Raw genomic sequence first — 13,368 nt, forward strand, 5'->3', positions numbered from 1 at the left:
GCCAAACTCAGATAGCTAAACGCATTGAGCGATCACTGAACACCACCGATGGCAACGTATTTGATTTCTAAATAATCTTCAATGCCGTATTTTGAGCCTTCACGCCCAAGCCCTGACTGCTTAACACCACCAAAAGGAGCGGCTGCATTAGATACCAGTCCAGTGTTCACGCCCACCATACCGAACGCCAAGCGCTCAGAGACGCGGATGACTCGGTTAAGATTTTGACTATAAAAATAAGACGCTAAGCCAAATTCGGTATCGTTGGCACGGCGGATGACTTCTTCTTCATCCTCAAAACGAAACACTGGCGCAATCGGCGCAAAAATCTCTTCTTGAGCGACGCGCATCTGATCATTGGCATATTTGATCACTGCAGGTTTGAAGAACAGTTCACCTTGATCTTCAAGCTTACCGCCGCCGACGATTTCGCCGCCTTTGTCTTTGGCATCTTCAAGCAGCTCTAGGCTGTTATCGATGGCATCTTGATTGATCAAAGGTCCGATATCCACCCCTGATTTGTTGCCATCGCCAACTTTTAGCTCAGCGGTCTTATCGATCAATTTCTCCACAAATGCCTCATAAATCCCCGCTTGAGCATAGATGCGGTTGGCGCAGACACAAGTTTGTCCTGCATTACGATACTTAGCCGCGATCGCGCCTTCGACGGCAGCATCAAGATCAGCATCATCAAAGACGATAAAAGGTGCATTGCCTCCAAGCTCCATAGACACTTTTTTGATGGTGTCGGCGCACTGTGAGAGCAGCTGACGACCCACTGGCGTTGAGCCTGTGAAGCTAAATTTACGCACGCTGTCATGCTGTGTGAGCACTTCACCAATATCCGAAGCCTTGCCTGTAATCACATTAAAAACGCCCGCAGGAATACCTGCCTCCTCAGCGAGCGCTGCCATCGCCAACGCCGAAAATGGCGTCAAAGAAGCAGGACGAATCACAAAAGTACACCCTGCCGCCAAAGCAGGCGCTACTTTTCTGGCAATCATGGCATTCGGAAAATTCCATGGCGTAATGGCGGTACATACCCCAACTGGCTGCTTGATGACAAGCACACGCTCAGAACCTGATTTGGCAGGAATGGTATCACCATAAACGCGCTTACCTTCTTCAGCAAACCACTCAATATAAGACGCGCCATAAGCAACTTCACCACTTGACTCCTTCAAGGGCTTACCTTGCTCAGCCGTCATAATCAGCGCAAGATCATCTTGATGCTCCATCATCAAATCAAACCAGCGACGCATGATGTCAGCACGCTCCTGTGCACTTTTGGCTTGCCAAGTCGGCAGTGCTCGCTCGGCAGCTTCTATCGCCTTTGTCGCTTCTTTGGCGCCCATATTTGGGACAGTGCCGATGACCTCACCCGTTGCTGGGTTCGTCACCTCAATGGCGCTTTTATTATCTGCCGGCAGCCATTGACCATCAATGTATGCTTCGGTTTTAAACAATTTTTGATTAAAATTCATCACTTCCCCTAGTGTACTTGTCAATTAATTCGCTTAATTCATTGTAGAAAAGGACATCCATAATTTCAAGTTACCATTTGTTTAGCGATTTACAGATGATCTTAAGTTGTATTAAGAGTGTAACTATTTAACGCCATACAAATACAAAACCGCTTTTTACCCAGTCGTAAAAAGCGGTTTTTGATCAGATTAATGGATTAGCCATCAATCACCAGTATAGCCTTTGAGCTTTAGGCGAGCGGCATGAAGTAGCGGCTCGGTGTAGCCTGAAGGCTGCTGTGCGCCCTTGAAGATCAAGTCGGCAGCCGCTTGGAATGCGATGCTGTTATCAAAGTCGGCAGCCATTGGGCGATAGGCGGGGTCGCCTGCGTTTTGTTCATCGACAACTTTCGCCATGCGCTTTAAGACTTCCCAGACTTGCTCTTCGGTCACCACGCCATGCTCAAGCCAGTTAGTAACATGCTGGCTTGAGATACGCAAGGTCGCACGGTCTTCCATCAGACCCACGTCGTTGATGTCCGGCACTTTTGAGCAGCCCACACCCAAATCAACCCAGCGAACCACATAGCCCAAGATGCCTTGGCAGTTATTTTCAAGTTCGCGAGTCTTTTCTTCGTCACTCCAGTTGGTATCGGTTGCCAAAGGAATGGTCAGCAAATCATCCAAGCTTGGGGCAGCTTGCTGTGCTAAGGCTTCTTGACGCTCAGCCACGCTGCACTGATGATAGTGGATCGCATGGATGGTCGCGCCTGATGGCGATGGTACCCAAGCACAGCTTGCGCCTGCTTTTGGATGCTCAATCTTAGACTTATACATATCAGCCAACTCGTCAGGCTTTGGCCACATGCCTTTACCGATTTGAGCACGGCCCTTAAGACCTGATTGAAGACCGATGGCAACGTTACGCTCTTCATACGCATTAAACCAAGTTTGACCTTTGATCTCACCCTTACGGACAAATGGTCCTGCTTTCATAGCCGTGTGAATCTCATCACCCGTACGGTCCATAAATCCAGTATTGATGAAAATGGTGCGATCTTTGGCTTTTTCGATGCAGTTTTTTAGGTTGGCAGAAGTACGGCGCTCTTCATCCATAATGCCCACTTTCAAGCTCTTGGCAGGCAAGCCAAGCAGCTGCTCACTGCGCTCAAATAACTCAACAGCAAATGCCACTTCTTCAGAGCCGTGCATTTTTGGTTTTACGATATACATTGAGCCTGTGCGAGAATTTCTGAGTGTATTTTCGCCCTTTAAATCTACAATCGTCAGCAGCGGCGTGATGACGCCATCCATGATACCTTCGAACACTTCTTCGCCATCAACCAAAATGGCAGGGTTGGTCATCAAATGTCCCACATTACGAAGCAGCATCACCGAGCGACCATGCAGAGTTTGGGTATTGCCATCAAGATCAGTATAAGTGCGGTCTTCATTCAGACGACGAGTGATGGTTTTGCCATTTTTTTCCATGACTTCGGTCAAATCACCTTTCATCAGACCCAGCCAGTTGCGATAGCCCTCAACTTTTTCTGCCGCATCGACAGCAGCAACAGAATCTTCAAGGTCTTGAATGGTGGTGACCGCTGCTTCCAAGATCACATCTTTGACGCCAGCTTTGTCGGTTTGACCGATAGGGCTTGCTGCATCGACTTCAATGATAACATGTAAGCCGTTGTTTTTTAGGACAATTTGATTTGGTGCTGACGACTCGCCATTAAAGCCTGCCAGCTGCTCAGCTTTAGCCAAAGTCGTCTCGCCATCGCCCGATTTGACAACCAATTGACCATCGATAATCGCATAAGCTGTCGCGTCGGCATGAGATCCTTCTGCCAATGGGAAAGTGTTGTCCAAAAACTGCTTGGCAAATGCGATGACCTTCTCGCCGCGCACTGGATTGTATCCTTTGCCCTTTTCAGCCCCATCCGTTTCAGCAATCACATCAAAGCCATATAAGGCATCATACAATGAGCCCCAGCGCGCATTGGCAGCGTTTAGGCAGTAGCGCGCGTTACGCAAAGGCACCACCAGCTGTGCACCGGCGATCGTTGCGATCTCATCATCGACATTTTCGGTGGTGATGGTGAAATCTGCCACTTCAGGCTCAAGATAACCGATTTCGGTTAAGAATTGTTTATAGCTTTCAAGCTCATAAGTATTGTTCGCGTGCCAATCATCGATCTTCGCTTGTAGCTCGTCACGGCGCTTAAGCAGTGCTTTGTTTTTTGGGGTCAAATCTTTGATGATAGATTCAAATCCTGACCAAAATTCATCACTTGAAAGACCTGATAAAGGCAGAGCTTCTTTTTCAATAAAGTTAAAAAGAATTTCATCAACTGCCAAACTGCCCTTTTGAATACGAGTGGTAGCCATATTTTTATCCTTAAAATATTCTAAATTAAAATCAAAAAGGCGATGCTTTAACTGGGTTCTCCAATCAGAACACCGCCTTTGCAGATGTCAAAACATCATGAGTGAACCATCGTGGAATTAGCCACCGAATTGGTTCATGGTGTTTTTGCTTGCATCACCTGCTTTTAGTGCATTCTCACCAGAGAAGATTTCTTTGTGGTCGTCACCGATATCCGAACCTGCCATCGCTTGGTGCTTAACGCAAGCAATACCGCCGCGGATTTCTTTACGCTGTACGCCAGCCACATACGCCAGCATACCTTCATCACCGAAGTAGCCTTTAGCAAGCTCATGCGTTGATAGTGCTGCTGTGTGGTAAGTTGGTAGCGTGATTAGGTGGTGGAAAACACCTGCTTCGCGCGCAGCGTCCGCTTGGAAAGTACGGATTTTTTCATCAGCATCACGAGCCAATTCAGAATCATCATACTGTGCATCCATCAATTTGGCGCGGTCATAGCCTGACAAATCACGACCTTCAGCAGCCCAGCGATCGTACGCTTGTTGACGGAAGTTGATTGTCCAGTTAAATGATGGCGAGTTGTTGTAAACCAATTTAGCGTCTGGTACTTGCTTTTTGATGTCATTGACAAAGCTTGCGATACCTTGAACGTCTGGCGTTGGGGTTTCGATCCAGATCATGTCTGCGCCATTTTGTAGTGAAGTGACGCAGTCAAGAACAACGCGGTCATGTTGAGTGCCTTCGCGGAACTGATATAGACCTGATGGCAGACGAGTTGGGCGGTGTAGCTTACCATCACGCTTGATCAAGATTTCGTCTTCTTGCGCTTCAGAGATATCAATTTCAGTAGTTTCTAGGTAGCTGATGTACTTAGATGCTAGATCGCCTGGCTCGCGAGATACTGGGATTTTTTGAGTTAGGTCAGCACCTTCAGAGTCAGTACGCGCTACGATCACACCATCATCTACGCCTAGCTCTAGGAATGCATAGCGAACAGCGTTGATTTTCGCCAAGAAATCTTCGTGTGGTACAGTCACTTTACCAGCTTGGTGACCACACTGCTTAGCGTCTGATACTTGGTTTTCGATTTGGATGGCACACGCGCCTGCTTCGATCATTTGCTTAGTTAGCAAGTAAGTGGCTTCTTCGTTACCAAAACCTGCGTCGATGTCAGCGATGATAGGCACAACGTGAGTTTCAAAGTTGTCGATTTGTGCTTCGATTTCTTTGACTTTGGCATCGTCGCCTGCTGCTTCTGCTTTTTGCATCGCGCGGAACAGATCGTTTAGCTCTTTTGCGTCTGCTTGACGAAGGAAAGTGTAGATCTCTTCAATCAGCTTAGGCACAGCGGTTTTTTCGTGCATAGATTGGTCAGGTAGTGGACCAAATTCTGAACGAAGTGCTGCAACCATCCAGCCTGATAGGTAGATATAGCGCTTGTTGGTGGTGCCAAAGTATTTTTTGTTGGCGATCATTTTTTGTTGAGCAATGAAACCATGCCAGCAGCCTAGTGACTGAGTGTATTTGCTGTTGTCAGCATCGTACTCTGCCATATCTTTACGCATGATCGCAGCAGTATATTTGGCGATGTCTAGACCAGTTTTAAAACGATTTTGTACAATCATACGAGCCGCATCTTCTGCGCGAATCGCATCCCAAGTACCGCCCAATTTTTCTTTTACATTACGAACATGTTCTAGCGCTGATTGATAAGTCATTGCTAACTCCTTTTGATTTGACAACTCAATAAATATCTTATAACAAGATTGCACCTTAGTGCCTCATGGCTGAGTGGGTGATTTTAGGGTCTACTAAAGTTACCGATCATCCCAACCGTTACATACAGAATACCCAAATTTACACAATTAATCCAATAGCCCTGCCCAATGTTCACCATTTTTAAAATAAATGACTATGAAATTGTCATTAAATTTTCAAATAAATAATATCATACTGTCACTAAAGGTTGATTTGTCTCAGATTTTTTAAGTTGTCTATCATAATTTGTTTAATCAATATGATAAGATATTCTTTATAATAGATCCAATCATCGTCGCCAAATTTATCTTTATCAGCGGTTTTTGTGCTAAAATTATACACCTGTACCGCCAATAGATGATGACTTCGTGCCAATGGATGAGATATTTGACCACCACTCCCCAAGACTTGCCAGTTTTGTACTCGCGCAAGGGTCGTTGACTGCGTTATTAGAAGCGCAGTCAGGTAAGCCCTTGAAAGTTGAAATTCTCCATCAAGGCTATCAGCCACTCACCTTTGCCCAAAAATCACAGCTTGGACTGCCCCCAAATCGCCTCCAAGTGGCTTGGGTGCGCAGCGTCAAGCTATACGGCGATGGGTCAGATGCTTGGGTGCTTGCCAAGAGTATTTTTCCTTTGGCATCATTGACAGGTTCATTAGCGCGCCTAAAAGCACTGGGCACGACACCCATTGGTTATGTGTTGTTCAAAAAGCGGCGGCAGCTGCCAATTGAGCGTCATTTTTATCGGTGCGATAATCAAATTGGTCGGCAAACGGTTTATGACATCGATGGGCGCAAAATTTTGATTGATGAGCTGTTTTTGGCAGCTTTTGAAGCCTCTTTGGATCAATGATGGCGTGGCTGGTGTGATTAAAATGACACAGTTTGGCTTTGGTTTTATCGGCGAAAAAGCAAGCTTTGCCCTAGTGAAGATTGGGTAAATATGCTAAACTAATCTTGGCTTTTTGTTCTCCTATCAAACAAGGAAAATTTATGTTTAAAGAAATTTCACTACATCAATACGATCCAGATTTGGCAGCACAGATTGACGCAGAGACTCAGCGCCAAGAAGATCACATCGAACTGATCGCCTCTGAAAACTACTGCTCGCCTGCGGTGATGGAAGCGCAAGGCTCATCATTGACCAATAAATACGCTGAAGGCTATCCAGGCAAGCGCTATTATGGCGGCTGTGAGCATGTTGATGTGATTGAACAAATCGCTATCGATCGCGCCAAAGAGCTGTTTGGTGCAGATTACGCCAATGTGCAGCCGCATTCAGGATCAAATGCTAACAGCGCCGTATTCTTGGCACTGCTTCAGCCAAATGATACCGTACTTGGCATGAGTCTGGCTCACGGCGGTCACCTAACCCATGGCGCTTCGGTGAACTTTTCTGGACGCAACTACAACGCGGTTCAATATGGACTAGACACCGAAACAGGATTGATTGATTATGAAGAAGTTGCCCGTCTAGCACGCGAGCATAAGCCCAAAATGATCATTGCCGGCTTTTCGGCATATAGCCAAGTCATCGATTGGCAAAAATTCCGTGATATCGCTGATGAAGTGGGCGCATATCTGATGGTGGATATGGCGCACGTTGCTGGCTTGGTCGCTGCTGGCGTTTATCCAAATCCAGTACAAATCGCTGATGTCACCACCACCACAACTCATAAAACATTACGCGGTCCACGCTCTGGCTTGATCTTGGCAAAAGCCAATGAAGAAATTGAGAAAAAATTGGCATCCGCCGTCTTCCCAGGCAACCAAGGCGGTCCGCTCATGCACGCCATCGCCGCAAAAGCTGTGTGCTTCAAAGAAGCGATGAGCGATGACTACAAAGCCTATCAAAAACAAGTGGTCGCCAATGCCAAAGCGATGGCTGCAGTCATTCAAGATCGCGGCTACGAGATCGTCTCTGGCGGTACCGAAAACCATCTGATGCTCATCAGCCTAATCAAGCAAGAGATTACAGGAAAAGAAGCGGATAAATGGCTGGGTGATGCACACATTACCGTCAATAAAAACGCTGTACCAAACGATCCAAAATCACCATTTGTTACCTCGGGCATCCGTATCGGTACACCTGCGATTACTACACGTGGCTTTGGTGAGGCGGAGTCTCGCGAATTGGCAGGTTGGATTTGTGATGTCTTAGACGCACGCGGCGATGAAGCAGTCTTGGCAGCAACGCGTGAAAAAGTCGCCCAAATTTGCAAAAAACTGCCTGTTTATGAGCGTAATGTGAAGTAACTCGTCACCAATAATCTTAACTTTGGTCAAATAAAAGAGCTGCTCAGTGATATTGAGCATCTCTTTTATTTAGAGATTTTAAATTTAAAAAGTCCGCAGTCGATCTTACTGCGGACTTTTTGATGGTTATTGATTTTCTAGATTTTGACGATATTGCTGCTGCTTTCTTAAAGTTTCAGCGGATTCTTGAGCCTCCTCAGCCAACCACTTTTCACCCTTAAGCTCCTCTGGAGTTGGTCGGTAAATGTTAGTTGGTATGTTCGTGATGCCCATTTCGTGCAAACGAAAAGCGGTAACGATTTGGTAATTATCCTTACGATCTACCCATATACGTGCGCCATGTCCATGAATCTCTGCGGCGTGTAATAAGGTTGGATTATCACAAGCTTGATGCTCTTGTAGCGCCGCAGCAAACTTATAAGAATGCGATGGCGTCACTCGATCATCTCGCTTAGAGGTCATGACGATCGTTGATGGATAACATACGCCTGCTTTGACATTGTGATAAGGCGAATAACCTCTTAGCATATCATACATGGCTCGGCTATCAAAAGGCGTGCCGTATTCAGCTACCCAATACTGCGTATGGTAGTTATCTGCATGTCGCAGCATATCTAACACGCCCACTTCAGGCAGCGCCACACGATACTTATTTGGATTGAGCGTCATTGCCGCACCCACCAATAAGCCACCGTTCGATGCACCTGAAATTGCCAAATAGTCTGAAGACGTATAGTTTTTATCAATCAAATAATCAGCCGCTGCCTCAAAGTCATCAAAAACGTTCATTTTATTCAAACGTTTACCAGCTTGATGCCACTCTTCGCCAAGCTCACTACCGCCACGCAGATGTGCTGTCGCCCAGACACCGCCGTGTTCAAGCCAAACAGCTCGATCAAAGCGAAACGCATTATCAGAAGGTACGCCAAAACCACCGTAACCATATAACACGGTTGGGTTTTTACCATCTAGCACCAATCCTTTTTTATGGCTGATTACCATTGGGATTTTGGTACCATCTTTGGATGTATATGTAATGTTCTTGGTTTCGTAATTTTCACTGACAAAAGGATGTAAATCCCTACGACGAATGTCAATGAACTCACGCTTAGTTGGACTGTATTTATAAATCGTACGCGGTGTAATCGTACTAAAATAGCGGAATGACACATAATTATCCTGAACCTCAAGAGAATCTAGCGCTTCCTTATCACCATGACTGGTATCTTTACCTGCGACAACCGAACGCAAGTCATCAGCATTGCCAGCATCCGATGGACTGATATCTTCTAAGAAATTACCGCGAGCGTCCGTCAATACCAGGCGATGTGTACCATCTTTTGAATATTTAATTAAAAAATAGCCATCGCCTTCATCGTGCCAAACTGCGCTTAAAATTTCATCATAGTTACTCGGTGCATTCACCACTACTTCGCGACGATTTGGTGTTTTTAAATTAATTTTTAAAATTTCACCCTTTGGATTATTCTCTTCAGATATAAACATCACATCCAAAGTTTTTGGGTCAAAATGCACATAGCGCGCTAAAAATCCAGCAGTAAATGAATCGGCTTTATGGTATTTTTTATTGTAGTGCTTTTGATTGTGTATACGATAATAGCGACCAGTTTGCAAATCCTTAATATAAAAATTATCTACTGGTGTCGTATGCTCAATCACCATATAGCGATTATCATCACCTTCCAACCAAATATCGCCAATCCAGCTGGTTAGATGACTGCGAGCAACTTCAATCTTGTCATTAAAGCGGGGCTGTGTGACATCGCGTAGATGTACTTCAGGCCAGCCACCATTTGTAGTCGCATAATAAAACTTGGTATCATCAGCCCAAAAAATTGACATCGAAGAGGCATTGATGTGATTGATACGCTGACCCACCATGTCACCGGTTCTACTATCCAAGACCTGAATATAATATTTATCAGTATCAGTATCGCCCTCACGCATAATTAAGGCAACATAAGTCCCGTCTTTGCTTGGATGCATATCCCCATCAGCAATGACCACTCGTCCATCTTCAGACAGCGTTTTTTCATCAAAGATAATGCGCTGATTGCCGGACAAGTCTGTATAGCGTAAGCGTGTATAGCCATCTACGCCGCGATACAAATAAAGCTCGCCCAACTGATCAAATTTACTTTTTCGAATTTGATGTTCAAAATCCATCAATCCATCGATATTCTGACGAATTTGGTCATAATATGGAATGCTATTCAGATACGCTTGGGTTACAGCATTTTGAGCATTAACCCAGTCATTAACTTCGCTGGATGTTTTCTCACCAACGGTTTGTAAAGCCTTAAGCGTGCGATTATCAAACTGATCATCAGGTACTTCATTTTCCAGTCTTGTCCCAATATAGTTACGATCTCGATCGGCGCTGGTTTCTTTGGCGTATTCAGGGCTGATGACATCTATTTCTTCAAGCCAGCGGTATTTGTCCACCACCGTTTCATCAAAGTAGTGGTCCACGCCATCATCAGGGCGCGGACGCTCTGAAGTGTCTAAAACACCGCCGCTTGCGCTGACATAATTACTTGGGCGACCATATTCACCATATAAAAAATGGTCTTGCTGCTGCTGATGCACACGGGTTGTTGGGTAGATTAATTGATTGGTTGCTGCAGTGGCGTTGGTGTCTTGAGCCATAGCATGTGCTGAATATACACCCGAAGCCAAGGCAATCAACAAGACGAGTTTTTTTAATTTCATAAGTTTCTCCATACTCATCCTAGAGTAAAGTCAAACAAGCTAGCTCATACTTAATCAGGTTTGGCTAGCTTGCTAATAACGACCAAACGGCGACAAATTAGAAGGTAAATGACACACCCGCACGATAGGCAGTGTCTTCTAATTTTGCATAATCCTTGCCATCTAACTGATGCTGTAACTCAATATTGTCAACGCGTCCATATAGGCGAACATTTTCGCGCAAATAATAATCCGCTCGAACATAGCTACGCTTTTCTTCGGTTTTGGGGAATAAAAATGACTCATAAGCATAAGCGACATTCGTGGCATCACGTGCTGCATTAGCAACCACTTGCACGCCCTGTTTATTATCCCTGGTGATGTCTTTTTTACCATGCCCTGCCGTTAGGCTAAATCTTGGCGTGAATTGATATCCAACTTTAACACCAAAAAAGTCAGTTTTTGCTGAATCGGTGACGGTGCCATTCAAATCTTCTTTTTTACCGCCCAAATCCAAAGCAGCCAAAACCTGACCATGTCGATATTCGACAGAGCCAGCATAGCCTTTTGAATCTATCGCCACTTGGTTACCACTACGAGTCGATAGATTTGGATTGGCACGAGAATCTGAATAGCCTGCTGCAAAACGTAGATTTTGCTCTTGACTCATCGGTAAGCGATAGCTCAAAGACGCACCAAAACCCTCAACTTCTCGGCTGCTATTATTACGCACATCTGGACTTGATGGCGTGTTGTAATAAGCGCTTAGGTGCAAATTTGGAATGGCGGTGTAGTCTGCACGTATCGATGCTGCCGCAAATGTCTCTAAAGTTGTAAATGTACCTGTACGCGTCACATAACCTGAATGCAGGTACTGACGACCCAAAGAAATTGACCCTGTATTAAGCTTATCAAACGCCAAATTAGCACTATTTAGGTACATCCCTGTGCCGCTGTCTGCATATCCAAAGCCCACTGTGCCTGTCACACGCCAGTCTTGAGGTAGTTTTTGAGAACCACGGATATCAAGCCAAGAAGCGCCATCATCATGCCCCAAACGCGTGCGGCGGTCAGTGCGCTCTTCATAGGCACCGACCAAAATCTGTGGTGATATCCACTGACCTAAGCTGTAGTCGTATTGAGGCGCCCCGATAGTGCCAGGTTGGTCGTACTGATAGGTGTATTGTTTTCGGTCATTCTTAAAATGAACATTAATCTCACCATTAACATCCAAGCTTAGACCGTCTTTTTTATACAAATTATAAACTGCGTGCGACTGTAATGTACTTGCACCCAATACCATGATCACGGTCGATGTTAATACTCTTAATTTCATACAATAATCCTTAATTTAATAAATATCCAATCAGAAGTTAAAGCTAACGCCAGCTTGATAGTTCAATGTTTCTCGCTTACTAAAAGCGCCTTCGGTGACATAGTTTTTAGTTTTAGTACCAGAAACTGAGCCTTGCAGCGTAATATTATGATATAAGTCATATTCAGCACCTAAGGTATAGCGATCTTGCTTAACCTGATCAAATACCAATGACTCATTGACACCCAAATTATTATTAATGAGATTTTCGTAACTTAATTGATTACCTTCAGTAGGTGTTTTTTTGGATTTTCTCTTACCATAAGAAGCATAGGTGGATATGCGAGGCGTCACTTCATAATCAATGCGCACGCCATAGTTATCCGTTTTGGTGCGATTATAAAAATGCCCATTAAAATATTCTTCTGCTTTACCACCATCTACCGATAGCTTCCAATCATTTAATTGATAGCTAAAGCCTAGCGCAGTTGCCTCTTTTTCCTTAGCAGTACTAGTCACACGCCCCCAAGGATCAGTAGCACGATCACCGATCACCTCTACATGACGCTCACCTTTAGTATGACCTGCACCAATAGTTAGCTGATGTCTTGGCGCAAAATCAAAATTGTAGGAAGCAGCCACACCGTAACCTGAATGCAAGCCGACATCATATTCTGATCTGGTGTCGCCTGATTCTGGGAATGCGTGATAAGCTGATACGGTTAAGTTTGGAATGGCTGTATAACTTGCTGATACCGCAGAGCCAGCCGTATCCAAGGCTGTATAGGTGCGAGAAGTGGCGATACGGCTTGTAGAAAAAGCACTACTTGTATTGATGCCCAAGGAGCCGATTTTATTGTGATTGATGGTCGCACCAAAGGAATAGCCACGGCGTGACGCTGTATTTGGGGTTGCCCACAGACCAACAGATCCAAAAATGCGGATGTCTCGCGTTAGCATCTGCTGCGCCGAAATATAGGCCATAACACTTTCTTGACCATCTAAGCGCATACGCTCGTCTGTTTCACGTCTGTCTTGATCTTTAAGTACTTGCTCCAAGCTGCCATTGCGGCCATAAATACTAGGATCACCATACAGATATGTAAATTTACTTGATCTTTGAGTCAAAGTTGGACTAATGGTCGCGCCAATACTAAATTGCAGACCATCACGTAAATTATTGTCCAGCCAAGCAGCATGCGCTTGAGGTATCAAAAAAGAACTGCCAAGAGCCAGCAGTCCAAAATAAGGGTAGTAAAACTTCATTGACAAGCAATCCTTAACTTTAGTTCAATAAAATATCTTTGAAATGGTTCTATAAGAGTTGTATAGACCGAGATTTCAAAGATTGTTGTAATATATCTGTAATCTTTCAGAATTGCAACAAAAAATATTAAATTTTTATATTATTTTTCTATTGCCCTTTATTTTGTTATTTTATCTCACATAAATTTTAAAATCAGCTAACTGAAAG

At 44.7% G+C, this 13,368-nt stretch carries 8 protein-coding genes; 2 read left to right on the top strand and 6 right to left on the bottom strand.

Going from position 1 to position 13,368, the window contains the following annotated elements; translation table 11 throughout:
- Positions 1 to 32 precede the first annotated feature (32 nt).
- The 3 genes from U0021_RS03550 to U0021_RS03560 form a co-directional block, all read right to left on the bottom strand.
- The gene (locus tag U0021_RS03550) at positions 33 to 1,484 is read right to left on the bottom strand and encodes an NAD-dependent succinate-semialdehyde dehydrogenase (RefSeq protein ID WP_114800567.1); all 1,452 of its coding nucleotides are present in this window, start codon (positions 1,482 to 1,484) and stop codon (positions 33 to 35) included.
- A 204-nt stretch (positions 1,485 to 1,688) separates the two neighbouring features.
- Complete coding sequence (locus U0021_RS03555) at positions 1,689 to 3,854, bottom strand: malate synthase G (protein WP_114800568.1); 2,166 nt, start codon at positions 3,852 to 3,854, stop codon at positions 1,689 to 1,691.
- 117 nt (positions 3,855 to 3,971) lie between these two features.
- Entirely contained in the window at positions 3,972 to 5,570 is a 1,599-nt protein-coding gene (locus U0021_RS03560) for an isocitrate lyase (protein WP_078256509.1), read from the bottom strand.
- A 408-nt stretch (positions 5,571 to 5,978) separates the two neighbouring features.
- Between U0021_RS03560 and U0021_RS03565 the strand changes: the two genes are divergently transcribed.
- Positions 5,979 to 6,464, top strand: coding sequence for a chorismate--pyruvate lyase family protein (locus U0021_RS03565; protein ID WP_114800569.1), 486 nt, complete (start codon positions 5,979 to 5,981; stop codon positions 6,462 to 6,464).
- Between the two features lie 140 nt (positions 6,465 to 6,604).
- Complete coding sequence (gene glyA / locus U0021_RS03570; protein ID WP_078256507.1) at positions 6,605 to 7,867, top strand: serine hydroxymethyltransferase; 1,263 nt, start codon at positions 6,605 to 6,607, stop codon at positions 7,865 to 7,867.
- A gap of 126 nt (positions 7,868 to 7,993) precedes the next feature.
- On the opposite strand, the gene U0021_RS03575 is transcribed toward glyA, so the two are convergent.
- From U0021_RS03575 to U0021_RS03585, 3 genes are all read right to left on the bottom strand, one after another.
- Positions 7,994 to 10,600: a prolyl oligopeptidase family serine peptidase gene (locus tag U0021_RS03575; RefSeq protein WP_162816810.1), complete on the bottom strand. Its 2,607-nt coding sequence runs from the start codon at positions 10,598 to 10,600 to the stop codon at positions 7,994 to 7,996.
- A gap of 97 nt (positions 10,601 to 10,697) precedes the next feature.
- The gene (locus U0021_RS03580) at positions 10,698 to 11,915 is read right to left on the bottom strand and encodes a porin (protein ID WP_227538706.1); all 1,218 of its coding nucleotides are present in this window, start codon (positions 11,913 to 11,915) and stop codon (positions 10,698 to 10,700) included.
- A gap of 30 nt (positions 11,916 to 11,945) precedes the next feature.
- Positions 11,946 to 13,160, bottom strand: a complete 1,215-nt coding sequence (locus U0021_RS03585) for a porin (RefSeq protein WP_114800572.1) — start codon at positions 13,158 to 13,160, stop codon at positions 11,946 to 11,948.
- Positions 13,161 to 13,368 lie beyond the last annotated feature (208 nt).

Origin of the sequence: Moraxella canis, assembly GCF_034424565.1 — a bacterium.
Taxonomy (GTDB): Bacteria; Pseudomonadota; Gammaproteobacteria; order Pseudomonadales; family Moraxellaceae; genus Moraxella; species Moraxella canis.

Excerpts from the sequence above, each read along its gene's own strand:
- U0021_RS03550 (WP_114800567.1), bottom strand. The coding sequence starts at position 1,484 with ATGAATTTTAATCAAAAATTGTTTAAAACCGAAGCATACATTGATGGT.
- U0021_RS03555 (WP_114800568.1), bottom strand. The coding sequence starts at position 3,854 with ATGGCTACCACTCGTATTCAAAAGGGCAGTTTGGCAGTTGATGAAATT.
- U0021_RS03560 (WP_078256509.1), bottom strand. The coding sequence starts at position 5,570 with ATGACTTATCAATCAGCGCTAGAACATGTTCGTAATGTAAAAGAAAAA.
- glyA (WP_078256507.1), top strand. The coding sequence starts at position 6,605 with ATGTTTAAAGAAATTTCACTACATCAATACGATCCAGATTTGGCAGCA.
- U0021_RS03575 (WP_162816810.1), bottom strand. The coding sequence starts at position 10,600 with ATGAAATTAAAAAAACTCGTCTTGTTGATTGCCTTGGCTTCGGGTGTA.
- U0021_RS03580 (WP_227538706.1), bottom strand. The coding sequence starts at position 11,915 with ATGAAATTAAGAGTATTAACATCGACCGTGATCATGGTATTGGGTGCA.
- U0021_RS03585 (WP_114800572.1), bottom strand. The coding sequence starts at position 13,160 with ATGAAGTTTTACTACCCTTATTTTGGACTGCTGGCTCTTGGCAGTTCT.